Annotated in this window: 22 protein-coding genes; 12 read left to right on the top strand and 10 right to left on the bottom strand. The window is 70.6% G+C overall.

Annotation, left to right across the window (positions count from 1 at the left end):
- Nucleotides 1-194: 194 nt before the first annotated feature.
- Together CI089_RS01175 and CI089_RS01170 are read right to left on the bottom strand one after the other, a co-directional pair.
- Nucleotides 195-1,322: a Gfo/Idh/MocA family protein gene (locus tag CI089_RS01175; RefSeq protein WP_094259893.1), complete on the bottom strand. Its 1,128-nt coding sequence runs from the start codon at nt 1,320-1,322 to the stop codon at nt 195-197.
- Entirely contained in the window at nt 1,319-2,083 is a 765-nt protein-coding gene (locus CI089_RS01170) for a sugar phosphate isomerase/epimerase family protein (RefSeq protein WP_179223283.1), read from the bottom strand. The genes CI089_RS01175 and CI089_RS01170 overlap by 4 nt, the downstream gene beginning before the upstream one ends.
- A gap of 188 nt (nt 2,084-2,271) precedes the next feature.
- Between CI089_RS01170 and CI089_RS01165 the strand changes: the two genes are divergently transcribed.
- The 4 genes from CI089_RS01165 to CI089_RS01150 all read left to right on the top strand — a co-directional run bounded on the left by CI089_RS01165 (nt 2,272) and on the right by CI089_RS01150 (nt 6,163).
- Nucleotides 2,272-2,850 (top strand): TetR/AcrR family transcriptional regulator, encoded by a 579-nt coding sequence (locus tag CI089_RS01165; protein WP_094261186.1) that lies wholly within the window; start codon nt 2,272-2,274, stop codon nt 2,848-2,850.
- Between the two features lie 27 nt (nt 2,851-2,877).
- The gene (locus CI089_RS01160; protein ID WP_256977353.1) at nt 2,878-3,315 is read left to right on the top strand and encodes a hypothetical protein; all 438 of its coding nucleotides are present in this window, start codon (nt 2,878-2,880) and stop codon (nt 3,313-3,315) included.
- 62 nt (nt 3,316-3,377) lie between these two features.
- Nucleotides 3,378-5,582 carry an MMPL family transporter gene (locus CI089_RS01155; RefSeq protein ID WP_256977351.1) on the top strand — a complete coding sequence of 735 codons (2,205 nt, stop codon included), beginning with the start codon at nt 3,378-3,380 and terminating at the stop codon, nt 5,580-5,582.
- Entirely contained in the window at nt 5,579-6,163 is a 585-nt protein-coding gene (locus tag CI089_RS01150; RefSeq protein ID WP_094259891.1) for an isochorismatase family protein, read from the top strand. The genes CI089_RS01155 and CI089_RS01150 overlap by 4 nt, the downstream gene beginning before the upstream one ends.
- Nucleotides 6,164-6,167: 4 nt before the next feature.
- On the opposite strand, the gene CI089_RS16320 is transcribed toward CI089_RS01150, so the two are convergent.
- From CI089_RS16320 to CI089_RS01125, 5 genes are all read right to left on the bottom strand, one after another.
- Complete coding sequence (locus tag CI089_RS16320) at nt 6,168-7,766, bottom strand: serine/threonine-protein kinase (RefSeq protein WP_094259890.1); 1,599 nt, start codon at nt 7,764-7,766, stop codon at nt 6,168-6,170.
- Nucleotides 7,767-7,875: 109 nt separating this feature from the next.
- The gene (locus tag CI089_RS01140) at nt 7,876-9,195 is read right to left on the bottom strand and encodes an ABC transporter permease (RefSeq protein ID WP_094259889.1); all 1,320 of its coding nucleotides are present in this window, start codon (nt 9,193-9,195) and stop codon (nt 7,876-7,878) included.
- Nucleotides 9,195-9,947, bottom strand: coding sequence for an ABC transporter ATP-binding protein (locus CI089_RS01135; RefSeq protein ID WP_094259888.1), 753 nt, complete (start codon nt 9,945-9,947; stop codon nt 9,195-9,197). Before CI089_RS01135 ends, CI089_RS01140 begins: the two co-directional genes overlap by 1 nt.
- Nucleotides 9,944-11,563, bottom strand: a complete 1,620-nt coding sequence (locus tag CI089_RS01130) for a hypothetical protein (protein ID WP_256977349.1) — start codon at nt 11,561-11,563, stop codon at nt 9,944-9,946. The genes CI089_RS01135 and CI089_RS01130 overlap by 4 nt, the downstream gene beginning before the upstream one ends.
- Complete coding sequence (locus CI089_RS01125; protein ID WP_094259887.1) at nt 11,560-12,528, bottom strand: hypothetical protein; 969 nt, start codon at nt 12,526-12,528, stop codon at nt 11,560-11,562. The genes CI089_RS01130 and CI089_RS01125 overlap by 4 nt, the downstream gene beginning before the upstream one ends.
- A gap of 114 nt (nt 12,529-12,642) precedes the next feature.
- Between CI089_RS01125 and CI089_RS01120 the strand changes: the two genes are divergently transcribed.
- The 4 genes from CI089_RS01120 (at nt 12,643) to CI089_RS01100 (ending at nt 16,159) form a co-directional block, all read left to right on the top strand.
- A complete protein-coding gene (locus CI089_RS01120) occupies nt 12,643-13,995 on the top strand; it encodes a D-alanyl-D-alanine carboxypeptidase family protein (RefSeq protein ID WP_094259886.1) in 1,353 nt (450 codons plus the stop codon).
- 231 nt (nt 13,996-14,226) lie between these two features.
- Nucleotides 14,227-14,778 (top strand): CGNR zinc finger domain-containing protein, encoded by a 552-nt coding sequence (locus CI089_RS01110; RefSeq protein ID WP_094259884.1) that lies wholly within the window; start codon nt 14,227-14,229, stop codon nt 14,776-14,778.
- A 45-nt stretch (nt 14,779-14,823) separates the two neighbouring features.
- Nucleotides 14,824-15,693 carry a WcbI family polysaccharide biosynthesis putative acetyltransferase gene (locus CI089_RS01105; RefSeq protein WP_094259883.1) on the top strand — a complete coding sequence of 290 codons (870 nt, stop codon included), beginning with the start codon at nt 14,824-14,826 and terminating at the stop codon, nt 15,691-15,693.
- Between the two features lie 172 nt (nt 15,694-15,865).
- A complete protein-coding gene (locus CI089_RS01100) occupies nt 15,866-16,159 on the top strand; it encodes a hypothetical protein (RefSeq protein ID WP_143738831.1) in 294 nt (97 codons plus the stop codon).
- On the opposite strand, the gene erm is transcribed toward CI089_RS01100, so the two are convergent.
- Together erm and CI089_RS01090 are read right to left on the bottom strand one after the other, a co-directional pair.
- Nucleotides 16,141-16,932, bottom strand: a complete 792-nt coding sequence (gene erm, locus CI089_RS01095) for a 23S ribosomal RNA methyltransferase Erm (protein ID WP_094259881.1) — start codon at nt 16,930-16,932, stop codon at nt 16,141-16,143. The two genes, CI089_RS01100 and erm, sit on opposite strands and share 19 nt — an antisense overlap.
- Before the next feature lie 214 nt (nt 16,933-17,146).
- The gene (locus tag CI089_RS01090) at nt 17,147-17,821 is read right to left on the bottom strand and encodes a TetR family transcriptional regulator (RefSeq protein ID WP_094259880.1); all 675 of its coding nucleotides are present in this window, start codon (nt 17,819-17,821) and stop codon (nt 17,147-17,149) included.
- Between the two features lie 53 nt (nt 17,822-17,874).
- On the opposite strand from CI089_RS01090, the gene CI089_RS01085 reads away from it, so the two are divergent.
- The gene (locus CI089_RS01085; RefSeq protein ID WP_094259879.1) at nt 17,875-19,350 is read left to right on the top strand and encodes a DHA2 family efflux MFS transporter permease subunit; all 1,476 of its coding nucleotides are present in this window, start codon (nt 17,875-17,877) and stop codon (nt 19,348-19,350) included.
- A gap of 78 nt (nt 19,351-19,428) precedes the next feature.
- On the opposite strand, the gene CI089_RS01080 is transcribed toward CI089_RS01085, so the two are convergent.
- Nucleotides 19,429-21,504 (bottom strand): transketolase family protein, encoded by a 2,076-nt coding sequence (locus tag CI089_RS01080; RefSeq protein ID WP_094259878.1) that lies wholly within the window; start codon nt 21,502-21,504, stop codon nt 19,429-19,431.
- A gap of 121 nt (nt 21,505-21,625) precedes the next feature.
- On the opposite strand from CI089_RS01080, the gene CI089_RS01075 reads away from it, so the two are divergent.
- From CI089_RS01075 to CI089_RS01065, 3 genes are read left to right on the top strand one after another with little or no spacing between them, the layout of a single operon-like run.
- Complete coding sequence (locus tag CI089_RS01075) at nt 21,626-22,372, top strand: GntR family transcriptional regulator (RefSeq protein ID WP_094259877.1); 747 nt, start codon at nt 21,626-21,628, stop codon at nt 22,370-22,372.
- Nucleotides 22,373-22,386: 14 nt separating this feature from the next.
- Nucleotides 22,387-22,839 (top strand): PTS sugar transporter subunit IIA, encoded by a 453-nt coding sequence (locus tag CI089_RS01070; protein WP_094259876.1) that lies wholly within the window; start codon nt 22,387-22,389, stop codon nt 22,837-22,839.
- Nucleotides 22,836-23,117, top strand: coding sequence for a PTS sugar transporter subunit IIB (locus CI089_RS01065; protein WP_023954969.1), 282 nt, complete (start codon nt 22,836-22,838; stop codon nt 23,115-23,117). The genes CI089_RS01070 and CI089_RS01065 overlap by 4 nt, the downstream gene beginning before the upstream one ends.
- Nucleotides 23,118-23,135 lie beyond the last annotated feature (18 nt).

Here is a 23,135-nt window from a genome sequence, read left to right as displayed (position 1 = left end):
TGCCCACACTCACCCGCCCTCGACCGCCCTCTCGGACCTCAGAGACCCCCTCTGACACCCCGCGATATCGCGGCGTTGCGTCGTACCGCGGCGGGGAATGGGGTTCGATTCCCTTAGGCGGCTCCACAACGAAAGGCCCGGACTCCGAAGAGTCCGGGCCTTTCGCGTTCCCGCTGGACGGGCCGCCGCGCGGCTTACAGCGTCGCGACGAACGGGTCGAAGTCGACCGGCACGGTGGGCACGGGCGCCACGGTGCTCGCGACCTTCACGAACTCACCCGAGGCCGCCGATTCCTGCGCCGAGAGCATGACGTCGAGCACGTGGTAGCCGAGCTCGCCGGTGGCGACGTGGGGCCGGTCCTCGGCGATCGCCCGGACCATGTCGAGCAGGCCCAGGCCGCGGCCCGTGAGCTTGCCCTCCTGCTCGATCTCGATCCACTCCTGCTCGCCCCAGTTGCCGTCCGAGATCGACGTCCGCGCCTTGACGTAGGCGATGCGTCCTTCGAACTGGTTGGGGTCGGGGAGCACGATGGAGCCCTCGGTGCCGTGCACCTCGAACACGCCGTGGCGTTCGAGGGCAGAGTCGAAGCTCAGCAGGCTCGCCGCCTGCTGGCCCGCCTCGAAGGCGGTGATGACCTGCATCGTGGTGGGCACCTCGACGGGGAAGACGGTGCCCGCGTTGGGCCCGGCCTGGATGGTGCGCTCCGCGAGCTTCTTGCGCCCGACGGCGGCGACCCGGTCGACCGACCCGAAGAGGCTCACGAGACCGCTGAAGTAGTACGGACCCATGTCGAGCAGCGGCCCGGCGCCCTGGGCGAAGAGGAACGCGGGGCTCGGGTGCCAGAGGTCGGGACCGACGGTCTGGAACGTCGTCGACGCGAACATGGGCTCGCCGATGACGCCGCTCTGGATCGCCCGCTTCGCGGTCTGGAAGCCGGGGCCGAGGAGCGTGTCGGGTGCCGAGCCGATGCGCAGGCCCGCGGCATCCGCCTGGCGCAGGAGCTCCGCCGTGCTCTCGCGGTCGAGTCCGAGCGGCTTCTCGGTCCAGACGTGCTTGCCCGCCGCGATCGCGCGCGAGGAGATGTCGACGTGGACGGCGGGGATCGTCAGGTTGACGACGACGTCGACGTCGGGGTGTGCGAGGACGTCATCGGTCGTGCCCCATTCGGCGACGCCGTGCTTCTCGGCCTGAGCCTTCGCGCGGTCGACGTCGAGGTCGCCGAGGATGACGACGCGGACATCGGGGAAGGAACCCAGGTTCTCGAGGTAGGTGTCGCTGATGACACCGACGCCGACGAAACCGACTCCGACGGGCCCGGTCATGCGCTGACACCGTTCTCGCGGAGGAACGCCAGGCTGGCCGCGACGTCGGCGAAGACGTCACCGGGTGCCTTGTCGTACTCGACGACGGCGTACTTCAGAGCGGTGGCTGCGCGCAGCGACTCCGCGAGGGGGACGTCGCCCGTGCCGGCGTGGCGCTGGTCGAGGCTGTCCGAGCCGAACTGCTCGGCGCCCGGGGCCCAGGGGTTGGATGCCGGCACGACGCCATCCTTGACGTGGGCGGCGATGAGCCGGTCGCCGAGGCTCGTCACCAGGGCGGGCACGTCCTGGCCGCCGGTGAGGGCCCAGAAGAGGTCGAGCTCGAGCGTGACCCGCTCGTCGAGGAGCGCGACGAAGCGCTCGTACGCGCTCTGACCGTCGAACGACGCGACGAACTCCTGCGCGTGGTTGTGGTAGCCGACGCTCAGACCGAACCCGGCGGCGATCTCGGCCTGCGCGTTGAGGCGCTCGGCGATGTCGGCGACGCCGTCCTCGGTGAGCCAGCGGTCGGGGGCGACGAACGGGTCGATGACCGTCTTCATCCCGATCGTGGCCGCGGCCTCGTAGACGACCTCGGGTGCGGGCGTGGGGATCGAGCCGTCGGGCGTCCAGAGCTCGTCGGTCAGCAGGGGAGCGTGGCCGGTGGGGGAGGTGAGACCGGCGGCATCCAGGGCCGCGCGGATCTCGGTCGGGCGCGAGACGAAGTCGAACGCCTCGACGTGTGCGAACCCGATCTCGGCGAGCTTCGCCAGCGAGCCGGACATGTCGGCGGAGAACTCCTTCGCAAGCGAATAGAGCTGGACGGATGCCTGGACCTGAGTCACAGTCGACCTTCTTTCGTACGTCATCGTGCGGGGTGCCTGTGGTGGCACGACGTCACGCTAACACGTAATACATCCAGGTGGAGGTTTTTTGTTACAGTCGCGGTGTGAGCAACGACGATCGCGCGAAGATGGGGCGCCCCGGCGCCTATGCCAAGGGTGTGGCGCGACGTCAGGAGATCCTCGACCGCGCGATCGAGGTCTTCCAGGAGCGTGGCCTGCAGGGAACCTCGCTGCGGCGCATCGCCGAGGCCATCGGGGTCTCCCACGCCGCGCTGCTGCACTACTTCGAGTCGCGCGAGCAGCTGCTCGTCGCGGTCTACGAGCACGCTGAGACGCAGCGCGGCCGGCGCAATCCGGTTCCGCCCGAGACGGCTGTCGGCGTGATGACGCGCGCGGCGGTCGACAATCTCGAGGTCCCGGGTCTCGTCGAGCTGTATTCGATCCTCGTCGCCGGCGCGCTCGAGGCGGGGAGCGAGCACGGCAAGCGGTTCTTCACGGCCCGGTTCGAGCGCATCCGCGGCGAGCTGACCGAGCGCCTGCGTTCGGAGCAGCGCGCGGGAACCGTTCGTGACGACGTGCCGGCCGAGCAGCTGGCGGCCCTGCTCATCGCGGCATCCGATGGTCTGCAGATCCAGTGGCTCCTCGAGCCCTCGATCGAGCTCGAGCGAACGCTCGCCTCGCTGGCGGTGCTCCTGCGTCCGTCGTGAGTCCGCGCCCGGCGTGAACCATACTGAGTGCATGACCCGAGCGACCCGCGTCCCGAGTCGGCGGTGCGCGTGAACACGACCCTCGACGCGGTGCTCGAGATCCTCAGCTGGGCGGGGTTCGGCGGCGCCGCCGTCTTCGCGGTCGCGCTCGTCGTGCTGTGGGCCGCCGACGGCACCTGGCTTCGGGCAGATGGGCTCGTGGACCACGAGCCCGACGGCACCTGGGTGCGCTGGTACGACGACGAGGGTGAAGCGAACAGCGCGCGGGTCGACGACCACACGGTGACGCTCCTCGCGGGCCGCGACCGGGCAGACATCTGGTATCGACACGGATGGCGGGGGAGGATGCGGTTGACCCGGCGACCGCCCGCGCATCGCCTGCTGGTCGGCCTGTCGTCGGGATTCCTCGCGGTGGGCGTCGTCGCGCTCGTCGCATCCTGGATCGTCCTCTTCGCCCGCGGCTGAGGGGGGCCGCGAGCGGTGGCCGGGGACTGGCGCATCCGAATATAGCTAGATAAGCTACCTACGTGAAGAGCGAACGAAATGTCCCGCGCTGGCTGCGCATCGGCATCCCCGCCCTGCTCGTGCTCGTCTGGCTCGTCGGCGGGTCGGTGGGCGGACCGTACTTCGGTCGCGTCAGCGAGGTGGCGACGAACGATCAGTCCTCGTTCCTTCCCGCCAGCGCCGACGCGACGAAGGTCAGCGAGCGGCTGACCGACTTCACCGGCGGCGATGAGATCCCGGCGGTCGTGGTGGCCGCGGCCTCCGATCCGCTCGACGAGACACAGCTCGCCGCACTCGGCGAGCTCGTGACCGCGATCGGCGACCTCGAGGGGGTCGGCGAGGTGTCGCCGCCCATCCCGTCCGAAGACGGTCTCGCCGTACAGATCTTCGTGCCCATCGACGCATCGGGGGAGGTGCGCGACATCGTCGAAGAGATCCGTGCGCTCGTCCAGCAGGACCTGCCCGCGGGTGTCGAGGCGTGGGTCACCGGCCCGGCCGGCTTCACGGCCGATCTCGCGGAGGGCTTCCTCGGCATCGACGGACTGCTCCTGATCGTCGCGCTCGCGGCCGTGTTCGTCATCCTGGTCGTGGTCTACCGCTCGCCGTTGCTGCCGATCCTGGTCCTGCTCACCTCGGTGTTCGCGCTGTGCGTCGCGCTGCTGACGGTCTGGTGGCTCGCGAAGGCCGACGTCGTCGTGCTCAACGGGCAGGTTCAAGGCATCCTCTTCATCCTGGTGATCGGCGCGGCGACCGACTACGCCCTGCTCTACACGGCTCGTTACCGCGAGGCGATCGGGGCGGGCGCATCCCGCTGGGACGCGACGCTCCGTGCCTGGAAGGGCGCTGTCGAGCCGATCCTCGCCTCGGGCGGCACCGTGATCGCGGGCCTGCTCTGCCTTCTGCTGAGCGACCTCGCGAGCAACAAGGCGCTCGGGCCCATCGCCTCCATCGGCATAGCGTTCTCGATGCTCTCGGCGCTGACCTTCCTGCCGGCACTCCTGGCGCTGTTCGGGCGGGCCGCCTTCTGGCCGTTCATCCCGCGCACCGGCGCGATCGACCTTCCCGACGATCCGCGCGAACCGGTCCGGGGCCTGTGGCCGCGCCAAGCGCGCTTCGTCGCACGCCGCGCCCGGACGGTCTGGATCGCCAGCACGGTCGTGCTCCTCGTCGGCGCTGCTGGCGTCCTGCAGCTCAACGCGAACGGCGTGCCCTCGAGCGACCTCGTGCTGGGCGCCTCGGAGGCGCGCGACGGCCAGGCGGCTCTCGCCGAGCACTTCCCCGCGGGCTCGGGCAGCCCGGCGTCCGTCATCGTTCCGCAGGACCGTCTCGCCGACGCGCTCGCCGTGCTCGACGCGAATCCCGGCATCTCTTCGGTCGCCGCCGTCGCAGCGGATTCGCCCACGGGGCAGGTCTCGGTGGCGCTCGAGGACGGCGAGCCGGTCTTCGCCGCCGCCGGGCCGCCGGGCGCACCGGCACCCGAGCCGACGGTGTCGGAGGGCGACGTGCTGCTGTCGGTGACGCTGGCCGACCCGGCCGACTCGATCGAGGCCGAGCAGACCGTGCGCGATCTGCGGGCCACCTTCGCCGACGAGGTCCCCGAGGTGCTCGTGGGTGGGACGACCGCGACCGACGTCGACACCAACGACACCTCGATCCGCGACCGGACCGTCATCATCCCGGTCATCCTGGTCGTGATCCTGCTCATCCTGATGCTGCTGCTGCGCTCGATCCTCGCTCCGGTGCTGCTGATCCTGAGCACGATCCTGTCGTTCGGCACGGCGCTGGGCGTGAGCGCTCTCGTGTTCAACCACGTGTTCGACTTCCCCGGGGGTGATCCCGCCGTTCCGCTGTACGGCTTCGTGTTCCTCGTGGCGCTCGGTGTCGACTACAACATCTTCCTCATGTCGCGCGTGCGCGAGGAGACGCTCGCGCACGGCACCCGGCGGGGCATCGCCCGGGGCCTCGTGGCAACAGGAGGCGTCATCACCTCGGCGGGGCTCGTGCTCGCCGCGACGTTCGCCGCCCTCGGCGTCATCCCGATCCTGTTCCTCGCGCAGATCGCCTTCATCGTGGCCTTCGGGGTGCTGCTCGACACCTTCGTCGTGCGCTCGCTCCTCGTGCCGGCGCTCGCTCACGACATCGGCCCCGCCATCTGGTGGCCGTCGAAGCAGTGGCGACGCGAGCGGGACGTGCAGCGCGAGGACACGCGGCGTACCCTCGACGCATGACCCGTGCCCTGTTCATCGTCGATGTCCAGAACGACTTCACCGAGGGCGGAGCGCTCGGTGTGACCGGGGGTGACGCGGTCGCTGCTGCGATCACGCGTCACCTCCGCGAGCACGCCGGCGACTACGAGATCATCGTCGCCTCGCGCGACTGGCATCACGGCGATCATGACAACGGCGGCCACTTCGCCGACGGCGAGCCCGACTACGTCGACACGTGGCCGGTGCACTGCGTCGCCGAGACGGCGGGCGCCGAGTACGACCCCGAGCTCGACGTCTCTGCCGTGACCCACCACGTCAAGAAGGGGCAGGGCGTGCCCGCATACTCGCTCTTCGAAGGGACGACCGAGGAGGGGGATGTCGTCGCCGACCTGTTGACCCGTCACGGCGTCGTCGATGTCGACATCGTCGGCATCGCCACCGACTACTGCGTGCGCGCATCGGCGCTCGACGCGATCGCTCACGGCCGTCGCGTGCGGATCCTCACCGACCTCGTGGCCGGCGTCGCCGAGGAGTCCAGCGCGGCCGCGCTCGCCGAGCTGGCGCATGCAGGAGCCGAGCTGGCTGTCGGCGCCGGTCGCTGAAGCCTCAGCCGCCGGGCTTCTCCGGCTTGCCCGAGCGCGGCGACGAGGGTGCGTTGCCGCTGTTCGAACCCGGCCCGTTCCCGTTGCCACTGTTGGAGCCCGGGGCCGAGCCGTTGTTCTCGGCGGGGCCCGCGGGAGGGTCGACCGTCGTCACCGCGACGGGCACGGTCTCGGCCGGGATGGTCTCGGGCGGCGTCGTATCGGCGGCGGGCGGCGTGGTGTCGGCGACGTCGCCCGTGCCCGGCGAGATGACCGTCTCGGTCGCCGTCGTCACCTCGCCCGGCGGTGACTCGACGCCGCCGGTGTCTTCTGTCGGGCTGCCTGCGGGGGTCTCGACCACAGCGGGCACGGGCACGTCCGTCGTCGGAGGCGTGGGCGGCGGAACCAGCATCAGGTGCGCGGCGAGCACCACCCCGATCGCTCCGATCGAGACGGCGCCGACGGTGATCGCCGTCCGCCGACGTCGGCGACGACGCGCGCGGGTCCGGCGCTCGGGCGCCAGCGCCGCAGCGGCAGGGATGCTCCGAGCCACGAACATCGGCTCGGTCCCCGATTCCACACTCGCGTCGCGTGCCCGCAGAGCGGTGGACGCCGCGACCGGCGCGTCGAGGGCCGTCGCATCGACCGCCCTCGAGCCGGTGACGGGCCACGTCGCGGTCGCGACATCGGCCTGAGAGGCTCGGGATGCGGCCCGAGCCTCGCGCCCGCTCACTTCCGCCGCGGCGGCAGGAGCCAGCGTTGCACCGGCGGGCGCACCGGGTGCGCGTCGGCTCAAGATCGACATCACCTCGAGGGCGGTCGGGCGGTCCTCCGGCCGCCGCGACGTCATCGCGCACAGCAGATCGCGCCAGCGGACGTCGAGGAGCATGGGCAAGTCGGGGTCTCGCGAGAGCCGCGCGAGCAGCTGCCCGCGATTTCCGTCCGACCCGGCGAACGCACGCTCGCCCGTCGCCGCTTCGACCAGCACCAGCCCGAGAGCGTAGATGTCGGAGGGCGGTGCCGGATCCGCCCCGTGCAGCAGCTCCGGGGCGATGTAGGCGGCCGTGCCGATCAGCAGGCTCGGAGAGGTGACGCGCTCGCTGTCGAGCAGGTGCGCGATGCCGAAGTCGGCGAGCTTCGCGCGCAGGGGGACCCCGGGCACCGTCGACCGGGCGAGGAGGATATTCGACGGCTTCACGTCGCGATGCACGATCCCGGCGTCGTGGACCACATGGAGCGCATCGGCGAGCTGAGAGCCGAGCGCGGTCAGCTCGCCGTCGTCGAGGACGCCCGCCGCGATGCGCTGCGACAGCGTCATCCCGACGACGTGCTCCATGACGAGGAATCGCGGCTCGTCGTTCAGGTGCGCGTCGAACAGCGTGACCAGGCCGGGGTGGTTGAGGGAGGCGAGCAGCCGTGTCTCGATCGCCGCCCGGTCCGACGCGGCGCTGTCGGTCAGCTCGGGCCGCAGGACTTTGACCGCGACCGGACGGCCGAGGGCTTCGTCGCGAGCCAGGAACACCCTCGCCATTCCGCCTGACCCGATCGGCTCGACCACCCGATACCGGCCCGCGAGGAGGGCGCCCGGCAGCACGGCATCATCGTTCGCGACACCGTCGATCATCCCGCGTCCTCGTCCTCGCCCGTCCCCACCGCGAGTAACGGTAGACCCGCACGATCCGCCGCGGAGAGGACTGGCGCTCGCGCCCCGTCCGCGCTATGTGCGAGAGCGATCAGGCATTGCCGCGCAGAGCCACGACCGGTTCGATACGCGAGGCGCGTCGAGCCGGGATGCCGCCGGCCGCGAGCCCGATGACCGCTCCGAGCACCGTGCCCCCGAGAGCCACCCAGGGATCGAGCACCGGTGACCACTGCTGCACGATCGAGACACCCAGCACGGCGAACACGCCGAGGGCCGACCCGATCAGGCCGCCGAGCAATCCGATGACGATCGACTCGACGACGAACTGGCCGGCGATCTGCCTCCCGGTGGACCCGAGCGCGCGACGGAGGCCGATCTCGCCGGTGCGCTCGAGAACCGACAGGGTCGTGACGTTCGCGATCCCGAGCCCTCCCGCCAGCAGGACGATCACGCCGAGGATGAGGAAGACGACGTTGACATCTCCCTGCACGTCGCGGGCGAGATCGGAGCGCCCCTGAGGTGCGCTGACCTCGAGCGTGTCGACAGCGTCGGGGGCGAGCGCCAGCGGCGCCTGCTCGCGCAGCTGCGGACCGGTCCCGACCACGATGCGCGCGATCGCGTCGCCGGGCGAGGCGAGCTGGAAGTCCTGCCGCGCGGCACCCGTGGGGATCACGACGGCATCGACGACCTCGGCGCGGCGGTCGAGCTCGTCGAAGATTCCGACGACGGCGTAGGCCACCCCGCCGATGAACACCGACGGCTGCGTGTCGACACGGTTGATCGCGAGACGCTCCGCTGCGCGGGCGCCGAGCATCGCCACGCGGTCGCCGCGCATGTCGTGCCCCTCGTCGAACGACCTGCCCGTGACGATGTGCCCGCCCAGGGTGTCGAGGATCTCGCCCGACGCGGCGAAGAGCGCCGGGGGAGCGGCGGCCGCGATGGAGGGATCGTTGATGGGCACCGCGGTGATCGAGTTCTCGCGGAGCGTGACGGGGGCCAGGACCGCGGCGGACTCGACGCCCGCGAGGTTCTCGAGTCGCGCCGGCGCGTCCCACGGCAGCGACGCCGTGGCGACGCGCTGTCCGCCCCGAGCCTGCGCTTCGGCCGGGCCGATGCTCAGGTGCGTCGCAGCAGCCGCGTCGAACTGGCGGGCGATCTGCCCGGCGGCTGTCTGCGCGAAGCCGACGGTCGCCACGAGCGCGCCGATGCCGAGCACTGTTCCCATGACGGTCATCACGAGGCGGCCGGGGCGTGAGCCGATGTCGGTCGTCGCCTCGAGCACGAGGTCGCCGAAGCCGAACCGGTCGGCTCGCGGAACCTGGCGCGCCTCGGCGACCGCGGTCGTCGTGGCCGCGGCATCAGACGGGCGGCGAGACCGCCGCGCCCGGATCTTGTTCCAGAATCCCGACATCAGCTCAGCTCGCTCATCCGGCCGTCTGCGATGCGGATACGTCGCGCCGCACGGTCGGCCACGCCCTGGTCGTGAGTGATCACGACGAACGTCAGCCCGCCCGCGTTCAGCTCTTCGAACAGTGCCATGATGTCTGCCGTCGTGGTCTGGTCGAGGTTGCCGGTCGGCTCGTCGGCGAGGATCACCCGCGGCTGCGTGACGACGGCACGCGCCACCGCCACGCGCTGGCGCTCGCCGCCCGACAGGAGCCCGGGGCGAAAGTCGACGCGGTGCCCGAGACCGACGCGCTCGAGCGCGGCGCGTGCCCGTTCGGTGCGCTCCGCGCGCGGGGTTCCGCTGTAGAGCATCGGCAGCATGACGTTCTCGAGCACGGTCCGCCGCGGCATCAGATGGAAAGCCTGGAACACGAAGCCGAGCCGCCGAGCGCGCACGGCCGCCCGCTCGTCCTCGGTGTAGCCGCCCGTCAGCTCACCCGCGAGGCGGTACTCGCCCACGGTCGGCCGATCGAGCAGCCCCAGGATGTTGAGCATCGTCGACTTGCCCGACCCGCTCGGGCCGACGATCGACACGTACTCGCCGTCGGAGACCGTCAGGTTGATCCCCTTCAGGGCCTGCACCTCGGGAGGTCCGGGAAAGGATCTCGTCACGTCACGCAGCTCGATCACCGGCGGTTTTTCATCCGATCGGATGACGCCGGCGGTCTCGTCCGGCGCCGTCGAGCGGTCCGAGGTGAGGACTGGCGCGTCCGTCATCGCCCGACCACGACGAGATCGTCCTCTGCCAGCTCGCCCTCGGTGGCACGCACCTCGACGGCGCCACCGGCCGACAGCCCGGTCTCGACGACGACCAGCCGGGTGCGGGCATCGGGGTCGCGCGGGTCGCCGTCGACGACCTCGACGCGCGTCTCGCCGCCCGGGCCCGCCGTCAGCGCCGCCGCAGGAACGCTCAGCACGTCGCCCGCCGTCGCTCCGACGGCGATCGTGACTCGCACGTTCGTGCCCTGAAGCTGCGAGATCTGCTCGGGTGTCAGCTCTGCCGGCTCGAGACTCACCTTCCACCGGCTCTCGCCGCCCGTGCCCGGCTCCACCGCGGTGACGGTGGCGGCGTGCTCGGCCCCGTCGGGCAAGGCGAAGCTTGCGGTCGAGCCGACCGCGACCAGCTTGGCGTCCGCCTCCGCCGCTGAGCCGGTCAACGCCACCGTCGCCCCCGACACGGTCATCGCCGCGCCGGAGAGGATGCTGCCGCGCTCGGCCGTCACCGCGTCGACGCGGCGGGGCAGCTCGGTCAGATAGAGCACTTCACCGGCGGGGAGGGCGGGCAGGGCCTGCTGGCGGGCGCGCGCGAGGTCGTCCTGCGCCTGCGAGAGCTGGCTCGCCGCGGCGTCGACCGCAGCGCGCTCGCTGCTCGTGTCGGGCGCGGCGTTCAGCTGCTCGCGTGCGAGCTCAGCGGTCGCGACCTGGTTCTGGGCCGCGACGATCTCGTCCCACGAGGCGCCGTTGTCGCGCGCCCCCTGCAGAACCGCGCGCGCGTTCGCGACCTCGAGGTCGGCGCGCGCGATGGCGTTGCCGTCTCGTCCCGCTGCGCCGAGCGCCGCGCGCGCCGCAGACAGCGCCTGCTCGGCGGATCGAACGCCCTCCTGCGCCGAACGCACCGCGCTCTCGCCGTCGTCCTCCGACTCGGGGCCGGTGTAGCCGACCGCCGCATACAGCGCGGTGACCGCGGTGGCGGCCTGCTCGTCGAAGACGTCGTTGCCCGGGTCGCCGGCGTCGATGCCGACGGCGCGCATGGCCTCCTTGAACTGCACGACGTCGGGGCCCGCCACGCCGAATCGCAGGGTGCGGTACGCCGGGAGCTCGCCGGGAAGCACGATGACGGGACGCCCCGCCACCTCGAGCGCGACCGAGAGCTGAGTCAGCTCGGCTCCGAGTGCCGGAACCTGGCCGGTGACGACCGCCGGCCCCGAGATCGCGGACGTGTCGATCTTCACCTCGACGGGGTCGGCGAACCCCACCTCGCCACGGATGGTGACGTCGTTGCTGAGGGGGCCGAACTCCACCGGCACGGTGACGAGACCGGGGGCCGGAGCGTCGTCGGCCGCCGCCGAGGCGGGCGCCATGACGAACCGGCCGACGAGCAGCCCCCCGACGAGCGCGACGACGGCGACCGCCGCGGAGATCCAGAGCACGCGGTTGCGTGAGACGACCGATCGCCACACCGCGAGCCGGCTGCCGGCAGCCGGTGCGGGGGCACCGGATGCCGCGGCATCCGGGCTGTCGGCGGATTCCGACGGCGAAGCGGGGTCGCCGATGAGCTCGTCGAATGAATCATCGGCCCCGGTCGTGCCGTCCTTCACGTGGTCTGCGCTCACGGGCGAGCCTGCTCAGCCGCCGCCTTCATCGCCTCGAGCTCCGTCTTGTGATCGGCGATGAACTGCTCCTCGGCGTCGAACTGCGCCTTCTGGTACTTGGCGCGGTAGTCGGTCTCCTTGCGGCAGTCGAGGTCGGCGAGAGCCAGGTCGACCTCGCGCTTGTGGATGTCGTCCATCGTCGCCTGATCCGGGCCGGCTTCCGTCATGTTCTCGTACATGCCGTTGAGCTCGTCGAAGATCGAGTTCTGAGCGTCCGCTTGCGCGGCGAACCCCGGGTATCCCGCGGCATCCATGCACGCGGCCCATTCGCGATCGAGGTCGGCGATGGCGGGGAGTGACGCCGCGTTCTCATAGAACTTCGTGACGGCGTCCATCAGGTCGGCGAACTCGTCGGACTGCAGGGGGTCGTCGCCGTTGATCTCGTGGTCGGCCCAGCCGTTGCAGCCTGCCGTCTCCCAGTTGTACTCATAGGACCCGTCCTCGGACATCTCCTCCTCGCTCGGGCTCGGGCCGTACAGCGCCTCGTAGTAGGCGGCCTGCTCCGACTCGGAGAGCGCCGTCACGTAGTCCGCGTTGGGGTCGGGTGTCATCTGCTCGGGGTCGGGCTGCTCGTCCGCATCCGGATACTTGACGGCGCCGTAACCCCACTGGGCCACGAACTCGCGATCCTCGGGCTTCCACTCCGTGCCCGAGCTGAACGTCATGGTGGAGGGGGCGGGGATGTACTCGAAGCCTTCGTCCTGCATGCACTGCGCGACGAGTTCCTCGCGCTGCTTGTTCTGCTTCTCGAACTGCGCCTGCTGTTCTTCCTCGCTCATCTCGCCGCCGTAGAACGCCGAGAAGTACTCGGTGAGCGGCGAATTCTCGGCGCTGTCGGCGGAGCCGTCGGCGGCCGTGCAGCCCGCCAAGACGAAGACCAGACCGACCGCCGCCGGTGCGGCCCATCGAAGTGTTTTGCGGTGCACGTGCAACCCCCTTGTTTCAAGATCACCTCAACACTATGGGCTCGCTGAGAGTCGCGAATCATCCATGAGGATGACGTTCTGCGTGAAGATGGGCGCCATGACGAAGGGACCGCGATGACGCGACGCGACTCGGTGAGCGACGACCTCGACGACTTCGGGGCCTTCTTCTCGGCCTCCGCTCCCGAGCTCTCGATGACCGCGGACGAGGTGTCGAGCAGGCGCCGCCGTCGTCGCCGGAACGGATGGATCGCCGCAGGCATCACGACGGCGATCGTCGTCGGCGCGCCCGGGGGATACGCCGCATGGGCGCTGACGGCTCCGCTGAAGCCGGCCGCGGGGGAGGTCTCGATCCCGCGAGCACCCGAGCCACCGGCCGCCGTCGACATCGGCTTCACGGCCGACGGGTCCGCGGCGCTGTCCGTCGCGGGCGCCGAGTCGTATCTGGGCCCGGAGGCGGCCGGTGTCTGGATGGTCCAGGGCGGTGACGACCCTCGTCCGATCGCCAGCATCACCAAGGTCATCACGGCACTGGTGGTCCTCGACGCCTACCCGATCGCCGACGGCGACCGGGGGCCGACGCTGACCTTCGACCGTGACGACCACGCCCTCTACGACGCGTACTTCGTCCGCGATGCGACGATCGCTCCGATGCCGATCGGCAGTTCGCTCTCACTGCGCGACGCCCTGGCCACGATGCTCATCCCGTCCGCGAGCAACTACGCCGAGGCGATCGCCGTCTGGGCCTTCGGCTCGGTGTCGGGCTTCCGCGCCGCCGCCGACCGCTGGCTGACCGCGAACGGCCTGGAGCGCACGCGCATCGTGGAGCCCTCCGGTCTGGATCCCGGGAACACCAGCACGCCGAGCGATCTCATCGCGCTCGGCCGCATCGCCGCCGCCGACCCGACGGTGGCCGGCATCGCCGCCACGCCGTCCCTGAGCCTTCCGGGACCGGGGTCGATGGCGAACACCAACGGCCTCCTCGGTCAGAGCGGGATCACGGGGCTCAAGACGGGAACGCTCGACGACAGCGGAGCGAACCTGCTCTACACGGCGACCCTCGATGTCGGGCTTCCCGAGCCGTTGAGCGTCGTCGGTGTGGCGCTCGGCGGCTCATCCCAGCGCGGCGTGGCGGCCAGTGTTCTCGGTGTCCTGCAACGTCTCACCGACGGATTCCACGTCACTGCTGTCGCGCAGCACGGGCAGGAGCTCGGGGTCTACACGACGGCGTGGGCCAGCACGGCCCGGGTCGTGCTGGCGAAGGGGGCGTCGCTGCGCACCTGGTCCGACACGCCCATCGCGGTCACCGGCGACGTGCGCGAGCCGCGTGACTGGACCGACGGCGAGGTGCTCGGTGAGATCACGTGGACGGCCGGTCCCGAGTCGGTCACGATCCCGGTCGTGCTCGACGGCGACATCGAACCGCCGTCGGAATGGTGGCGTCTCACTCATCCGGGTGAAATCGGCTGACCGATTTCGGCGCTTTCCGCGACCGGCGGCTGTGTTGCCCTCGCCTGCACGTCCACACGTCGGACGCCGCATCCGCCGCACCGCACGTAACGGACGAGCCCGTCCGACGTGCGATGCGCCGACTCGGTCGCCCAACCGTGCTCATGCGCGCGGGCGAGCAGCGCAGCGGCGGGGGACCCGGGAGATGCGGGGGAGGACGGCGACATGGTTCGATCGTGATGTAATGCCGTTATGCAGCTCAACCCTTACGGTGAGTACGCGGTTCTGCTGGCCGCATCGCTCGCGAACGACTGGCCGAGCGACCGCGAGGGCGTCGTGGCGCGCACGTACGAGTACGGCATGACCGCCGTCTACGCGCCTGCGGGGCCCTCCGATCTCGAGGCGACCCGTGCGGTGATCGATTCCTGGCTCGAGGTCGTGGACGCCGAGACTGCGGCGGAGCGCGCGACGCTGCTGAACCGGCTCATGGCCGCGGCGACGGCGTATCCCCGGCTGACCGATCACGACGGCGAGTGGCACCTGCACTACCGCGACGACGATCAGCGTCTGCCGCAGGTGCTGCGGGCGGTCATCGCCGTCGGCACGGCGCTCCACGTGACGACGCGGGGGATGGGTCGCCTGTCGCGGTGCGCCGCCGGGCGCGTTCCCGGCGATCCCTGCCGAAACGTCGTGGTCGACGTGACCCGTAACGGCCGGCAGCGCTACTGCTCGGTGCGCTGCGCCAATCGCGACGGCGTCCGTCGTCACCGGGCGCGGTCGGCGATAGCGCATCGGGCGGGCTGACCGCAAACACCGGCGCCCGTCGAGGCGGATCGTCACAGTGGAGGGATGCCTCACGCCCCCGCCCCCTTCCGGGACGCTGAACCGCCCGAGGGCTTCGGGCTCGTCGTCGGCAACTGCCAGGCCGAATCGATGCGTATCGTCCTCGACGCCCCCGACCGTCCGACGGTTCGGGTGCCTCCCGTCCACGAGATGGATGCCGCCGACGTCGAGCGCCTGCACGAGTTGCTTCCCCGGGCTTCCTTCCTCGTCGCTCAGCCTGTTCGTGACGACTACCACGGTCTACGCCTCGGTACCCGCCAGCTGGCGGCATCCCTCGCGCCGTCCGCCCGCCTCGTGACCTTCCCGGTCGTCCGCTACGCGGGCCTGCACCCGTTCCAGGCGGTGCTGCACGTGGACGGGATCGAAGAGGTGCCGCCGATCGTGGCCTACCACGACATCCGCACTCTCGCCGCGGCGGCCGGGCTTCCGACGGTTCCGCGGCTGGACCGTCGGGCGGTGCGGCGGATTGAGAGCGACTCTCTCGCCGAGCTGCGTCGCCGGGAGGAGGCGATCGACGTCGCTGCGTCAGATCTGCTGCGGCCCACATCCGCTGAGCTCATGCGCACGATCAACCATCCGGGCAACGGCGTCTGGATGTCCCTGGCCGAGCGCGTGCTGTCGGCGCTCGGCCTGCCCGGTGGCCCGACCGACCCAGGCCGACCTCTGCTGAACGCCGTGCGAGCCCCGCTCGAGGACTGGGTGGTCGACGCCTGGGACCTGCCCGAGACGCCGCGGCATTCGTGGATCGTCGACGGTGTCGAGGTCGATCCGGCACTCGTCGCGGAGGCTCACGCGGACTGGTACCGCGCACACCCCCGCTTCGTCGCCGCCGCGGTCATCCGGCTCCGCGACCTGATCGGCCACTGGTGCGGATGACCCCGTCCGGCCCTCGACCCGCGGGGGCGTGCTAGCGTTGAAACGTCCCTTCGGGGCTCGTGTGTCGTTCGCCTGGCTCACCGTCGAGCAGATCGTCCGACGCGATCACTGGTTCATCCAGCCCTCTTCTTTCTCCGCGCATCATGCTGTGCGCGCTCGTTCTCAGGAAATCGTGCTTTCAACTCTTTCTTCTTCCGCGCCTTCGCTCGTCTGGCGACAGGCGGATGCCGACTTCTTCGTCGCGACTCTCGACGGCCAGTACGCCGGATTCGTGACCACCGGTTCGATGCCGGCGACCTTCGACGCCGAGAGCGGCCACGGCGCCGACCTCGGCACCCACGCCTCGCCCGACGCGGCTGCTGCAGCCGTCGCCGAAGCAGCTCGGCCGGTGGCCCCGCGCCGCGGTGCGCGCTCGCCACGGCGACGCACCCGCGGCGCGGTGTCGCCTCAGCGCGTGCGCTCCTGACGGGTTCGCCAGCACTCTCGCAGTGCCCGCCACAGCTCGGCCCACTGCCGTGGCGTCAGATCGCGCGGCAGGGCGTCGGGGGCGACCTCGGCACGACGGCAGGCTCCGCGAGCGGTCGCGGCGCTCGCGCCGACCGACAGCCGGAGGATGCCCGCAAGGCCGTGCCCCCGCCCCGTGAACATCGTGCGTACGAACGACTCGTAACTGCGTCGTTCGGCTTCGGGAAGCAGCGGCGATGCTCGTCTCGTGACGGCGAGGATGCCACCATCCACCGACGGGCGGGGTTCGAAGCCCCAGTTCGGCACGCGCCCGTGGAGGGCGAAGTCGAACCAGGGAGCGGTCTGCGCCGTCATCATGGTTCGGCCGCCCACCCCCGCTCTTTTCCGTGCAACCTCCCATTGGGTCACGAGCACCGCATGCTGCCAGCCGGGCTCGGCGAGGAGGTGGCGCAGGATCGGTGTCGTCAGGTGGAACGGGATGTTGCCGACGACGACTGGAGCATCCAGGCGTCGTCGTAATGCATCGTCGGTGATGACGGTGACCTCTGGAAGGGCGCGCGACAGTCGGCGCGCGCGATGCTCGTCGATTTCGATGGCTGTCAGTGCGCGGCCGGATGAAGCGAGAACGCGCGTGAGTGCGCCGTCACCGGCGCCGAGCTCCAGGATCGGGCCGTCGGTGGCAGTGACGAGTGAGGAGATGGTGTCGAGGGTAGGGCGATGGGTCAGGAAGTTCTGGCCGAGTTCGTGACGTCCGCCATGGCGGGAACGAGGCATGGGTGTGCTCCGATGTTCGAGGGGAGCACCCCGGATGCGGGGAGGCAAGCGAAAGCGCCCGTCCGAGGTGCGATGACATCTCGAAGGACGGCGCGGTCAGACCAGCGATGCCGTACGCGCCGTCAGGCGCGGCGGTCGCGGAACGTGAAGGTGCGCGCCATCACGGGCGCTGCGATTATGTAACCCACGGATCCAGGCTAGCAGTGGCGGCCGGTCAGCCGTGATGCGGGGGATCTGCCTCGAGGTCACGGGCGACCGTCGCGACGCCGCGGCGCATCTCGAGGTAGATCTGGCGGACGCTGGCGCGCTCGTTCAGCTCGGCGCGGCGGACCCACTCGTCGATGGTGAGCCGGAGGACGAGCGCCATGGTCGAGACGGCCGCGCGAGCGGCGAGCACATCGGCGTCGGCCCCCGCCGCATCGACGGCGGCATCGGTGAGCTGCTCGACCTCTTCGGCCTCATTGCGCAGCGCTACGGCCAGCAGCGACGGCTCCGAGCCGACGAGGCGGCGGATGCGCAGAGCGCGGATGTGCTCGTCGGGATGCGCGTCGAAGCGGTCGAGGAGCTTCAGCCAACTGCGCTCGATGCCCTCGACGACGGACGCTCCCGCACGTACGGCTTCGATCGCGTCGCCGACGACACGCGCCGAGTCGTCGGCGCTTGCGAACACCGCCGCCTCCTTCGTCGCGAAGTAGCGGAAGAACGTGCGCTGCGACGTGCCGGCGCGGCGAGCGATGTCGTCCACCGTCGTGCCGTGCACACCGTGCTGCTCGAAGAGATCGAGGGCGGCGTCGGACAGCTCGCGCTGAGTCTCTTGACGCCGCCGCTCCCGCAGGCCTGCGGGATGCTCGTCGGCGTCCGCGGTGCCCTGATCGCGTTCGCGCTCCATGAGACAAGTGTCGCACAGCGCCAATGTGGCAGAGACTGCCATAAGATCAGTGAGTGACACTCGAGCAGCAGCATCCCGAAACCTCCGCCATCCCGACATCGGCCCCGTCCCGTACGACATCCCCGCGTACCGGACCCGTCATCGCCCTCCTCGTCGCATCGGCGTTCGTGGTCATCCTCAACGAGACGATCATGGGCGTCGCTCTCCCGCGGCTCATGGTCGACCTCGAGATCACCGCGGCGACCGCGCAGTGGCTCACCACCGGCTTCCTCTTGACGATGGCCGTCGTCATCCCGCTGACGGGCTATGTGCTGGCACGATTCCCGATCCGGGGTGTCTTCTTCACGGCGATGTCGCTGTTCGCCGCGGGCACCTTGATCGCCGCGCTCGCGCCCGGATTCGGCATGCTCCTGGCGGGCCGCGTCGTGCAGGCTTCCGGTACGGCCATCATGATGCCGCTGCTGATGACGACCGTGCTGAACGTGGTCGAGCCCGCCCGCCGCGGACGCATGATGGGCGTCATCAGCATCGTGATCGCCGTCGCCCCGGCGATCGGTCCGACCGTCTCGGGCCTGATCCTGTCCGTGCTCGACTGGCGCTGGATGTTCTGGCTCGTGCTGCCGATCGCGCTGCTCGCCCTCGGCCTCGGTGCGATCTGGGTGCAGAACGTCACCGAGACGCGCGAGGCGCGCTTCGACGCCGGATCCGTCGTGCTGTCGGCGCTCGGGTTCGGCGGCCTGATCTTCGGGCTGAGCTCGATCGGGGAGTCCGCGACCGGCCACGCGCCGGTGCCCGTCTGGATCCCGCTCGTCATCGGCGCTCTCTCGCTGGCCGCGTTCGTCGCGCGTCAGCTGAAGCTGCAGCGCACCGATGCAGCCCTGCTCGACCTGCGGACGTTCCAGTCGCGGTCGTTCAGCCTCGCCGTCGTGCTGGTCGTGGTCGTGATGTCGGCACTGTTCGGCTCGCTGATCCTGCTGCCCATCTACCTGCAGCAGGTCCTCGGACTCGACACCCTGACGGTCGGCCTGATGCTGCTTCCCGGCGGCGTGCTCATGGGCCTGATCGCTCCCGTCGTCGGCGCGCTGTTCGACCGGTTCGGTCCGACTCCGCTCGTGATCCCGGGCATGATCGTCGCGGCCTCGGCGCTGTGGGGCATGACGACATTCGGCGTGGGGACCCCGATCGCCTGGATCATCGCCGTGCACATGGGGCTCAACCTCGGCCTGGGCTGCGTCTTCACGCCGCTGCTCACCTCGGCGCTGGGATCGCTGCCGGCGCGTCTGTACTCGCACGGCAGCGCGACGGTGAGCACGCTGCAGCAGGTAGCCGGCGCCGCCGGAACCGCTCTGTTCGTGACGCTGATGTCGGTCGGCGCTGCCTCGGCCGCGGCCGACGGCGTCGATGCGATCGCGGCCACCGCCACGGGTGTCCACACGGCCTTCGTCACCGGCGCATGCATCGCCTCGGCGGCGGTGGTGCTGACGTTCTTCGTCCGCCGGCCGGCCCCTGTCGCGACGCCGGGGCGCTGACGGTCGGCGAGCCGACGCGAAAGGCGGTGACGCACGAAGCGTCACCGCCTTCTCGGTCGGGTCGAGGGATGAGGTCGATCAGCTCCGGGCGGTGACGGAGCGGAGGGCGTCGAGAACCCGCTCCTGCGTCATGCCGCGCTCGCGCAGAGCATCTGCCGCCGGAGCGGAGAGCCCGAACTCGTCGATGCCGACCACGGCGCCCGATGAGCCCACGATCTCGTGCCAGCCGAACGGCGACGCCGCCTCGACCGCGACTCGCGCGTGGAGCGACGGCGGCAGGACTGCGTCGCGGTACGCGGCGTCCTGTGCCAGGAACCACTCACGGCTCGGCATCGACACGACCCGGACCTGGAGGCCGGATACGGCGGCCGCCTCGGCGGCCGACAGTGCGAGGCCGACCTCGCTCCCGGTCGCGATGATGACGGCGTCCGGAGCGGCGACGTCGCGCACGACGTAGCCGCCGCGGCGGACCCCGGCGCGTACGTCATCGATGGGGATGTCGAGCACCGGCACGCCCTGCCGGCCCAGCACGAGCCCGGCGGGAGAGTCCGCCTCGACGATCGCGTGCCATGCCGCCACGGTCTCGTTCGCGTCGGCTGGGCGGACGACGGTGAAACCGGGCATCGCGCGCAGGCTCGCCAGGTGCTCGATCGGCTGATGGGTGGGACCGTCCTGACCCAGCGCGACCGAATCGTGCGACCACAGGTAGGTCACCGGAAGTCCCATGAGCGCCGACAGGCGGATCGCGGGGCGCTGATAGTCGCTGAACACCAGGAACGTGCCGGCGAAGACGCGCCAACCGCCGGCGAGGGAGATGCCGTTCATCGCGGCACCCATCGCGTGCTCGCGGACGCCCCAGTGGATGTTCCGGCCCGCTCGCGTTCCCAGGCCCGTCTCCTCGGGCAGGAACGATCCGCCCGCGTGGATCTCGGTGCGGTTGGGCTCGGCGAGATCGGCCGATCCGCCCCACATCGCGGGCAGCGCCTGCGCGAGTGCCTGGATGGCGGCGCCCGAGGCGTCGCGCGTCGACATCTCCGTGCCGGGGTCGAAGCGGGGGAGCCGCGCGCCGAGGTCGTCGGGTAGACGGCGTGCCCGGAACGCGGCGTGCGCGTCGGCTCGACCGGCATCCGATGCCTGCCACCGTGAGAACGCCTCGTCCCATTCCGCGTGCAGACGCGCACCGCGCGCTCGCGCGACGCGCGAACGGCGCAGGACCGCCTCGCTCAGGTCGAAGGGCGCAGCCTGCGTGCCGAGCGCCTCGCGCAGCAGTCCGATCTCGGCGGCCCCCAGCGGGGCGCCGTGGGATGCCGCGGTGTTGAGGGCTCCGGGCGAGGGGTACGCGATCTGCGACTTCAGGATGACCAGGCGCGGCTTGCCGATGGGGTTCGGTGCGCCCAGGACGCGGTCGAGCTCGTCGACGTCGACGTCGCCGCTTGCGGCCAGCTCGATCCGTTCGACGTGCCACCCCTGGGCGCGGAAGCGGGCGCCCACGTCCTCCGACGACGTCAGACGCGTGTCGCCCTCGATCTGGATGTCGTTGTCGTCGTACACGACGGTGATGTTGTCGAGTCCATGACGGCCCGCGAGGGCCCCGGCTTCGTACGAGATGCCCTCCTGCAGGTCGCCATCGGAGGCGAGGACCCACACGTGCCGGTCGAAGGGCGATGCGCCCCGCGGGGCGTCGGGGTCGAAGGTCGCCCGCTCGTGCAGCATGCCCATGGCCATGCCGACGGCGGTGGCGAGGCCCTGTCCGAGCGGCCCGGTGGTCGTCTCGACCCCGGCGGTGTGTCCGAGTTCGGGGTGGCCGGGAGTGCGCGAGCCGAGCGTGCGGAAGGCGCGGAGGTCGTCGATCGTGACGTCGTACCCGGTGAGGAAGAGCTGCGTGTACAGCAGGATGCTCGCGTGCCCGCACGACAGCACGAAGCGGTCACGACCCTGCCACTCCGGGTCGGCGGGGTCGTGCTCGATGTGCCGTTGGAAGAGCGCGGTCGCGATCGGCGCGAGGGCGATCGCGGTGCCCGGGTGTCCGGAGCGAGCGGCCTCCACGGCATCCGCAGCGAGCAAGCGGGCGGCGACGACGACGTCGTGCTCGGTGGCTTCGGGGGTATCCGGGATGGTGGCCGGTGCGGCGGAAGCCGAGATCAAGTTTTCCATAGTCATCATGATGTCATAATGACTCTGGCGCACAATCTTGCACGAAAGGTCGGTTTGGGGCATGATCGACCTCGGACTAGTCATGACGTCATGATGACGCGAGTCAGCAAGGAGGCGACCGATGGTGACAGCAGCCGGAACCGCGAAGTACCGGACCGTCCACGACGAACTCCTGCGACGCATCCGCGAGATGGCCGTCGGCGACCGCCTGCCGTCCGAGCCCGAGCTGTGCGAGGAGTTCTCGGTGAGCCGCATCACCCTGCGCAAGGCCGTCGACGGGCTCGTGCAGGACGGATGGCTCGCTCGCGAGCACGGCCGCGGCACATTCGTCACCGAGCCGGTTGCGGGCGATCACTACCCGGAGCACTTCGCCGACGTCGTCACCGGGTTCCACCGTCAGCAGACGAGCGCGGGCAACGTCGTCACGACCCGCGTGCTCCGTCAGGAGCTCGTGCCCGCCGGTGCGCAGGTGGCACGCCTCCTCGAACTCGAGGAGGGGGAGGGCGTGGTCGAGCTCGTCCGTCTGCGCTACGTGAACGGCCAGCTCCACCAGCACGTGTTCACGTGGGTTCCGCACGCCCGGTACCCCGGGGTGTACACCGGTGACTTCTCGGACCAGTCGCTGTACGCCTTCCTGCAGGAGCAGTACGGAGTCAGCCTCGTCCGCAACGACATGACGGTGCGCGTCGACGAGGCAGCGCCGGACGTGGCGTTGAACCTCGGCGTGAGCGCCGGCCTGCGGTTGCTCACCATCGATTCCCTCGTGTTCGACGCCGACGGCACGCCGGTCGCCTTCGGCACGGCGCGCCACGCTCCGGAGAACAGCGAGATCTCCCTCACGCTCCACGGCCCTCGGCCCGGCGTCTGACCGGAAGGATCCCCATGCTCATCGAACAGCTCAGCGACGACCGCATCCAGTTCACGACCGAACTCGACGGATGGCGCGCGGCCATCGAGACGGTCAGCCGACCGCTTCTCGATGACGGCTCCATCACGCGGTCGTACATCGACGCGATGATCGAGTCGATCGCCGCCGGCGGCACTTACATCGATCTCGGGTTCGGCATCGCGCTGGCCCACGCCCGCCCCGAGAAGGGTGTCGTGCGCACGGGACTCTCCGCGCTCTGGGTCGACCCCGCCGTTCTGCTCAACGATGAAGAAGCCCACCCCATCACCCTCTTCTTCTGCCTGGCGGCGACCGACACCGAGTCGCATCTCTCGACGATGTCGGAGCTCGCCCGACTGCTCAGCGACGACCGCGCCCGTGCGGTTCTGCTTTCCGCCCGAACCACCGCCGACGTCCGCGCGGCCCTCATGACAGGAGTCACCCAATGACCAAGTTCCTCGCCGTCTGCAGCTCCGGCCTCGGCAGCAGCTTCATGGTGCACATGAACATCGAGAAGGTGCTGAAGGAGCTGGGGGTCTCCGGCATCACCGTCGATCACGCCGATCTCGGCTCGGTCGCTCGGGGCGACGCCGACACCATCTTCGTCGGCCGCGACATCGCGGAAGCGGCGAGCGGCCTCGGCGACGACGTCGTCGCTCTCGACAGCATCATCGACCTCGCGGAGCTCCGGACGAAGGTCGACGAGGCCGTCAAGCGGCACTCCTGACCCGACCGTCCCTCCACC

The sequence above is a fragment of the Microbacterium sp. Yaish 1 genome, assembly GCF_002245215.1.
Lineage (GTDB): Bacteria > Actinomycetota > Actinomycetes > Actinomycetales > Microbacteriaceae > Microbacterium.
This window is presented reverse-complemented; position numbering and strand designations above follow the sequence as displayed.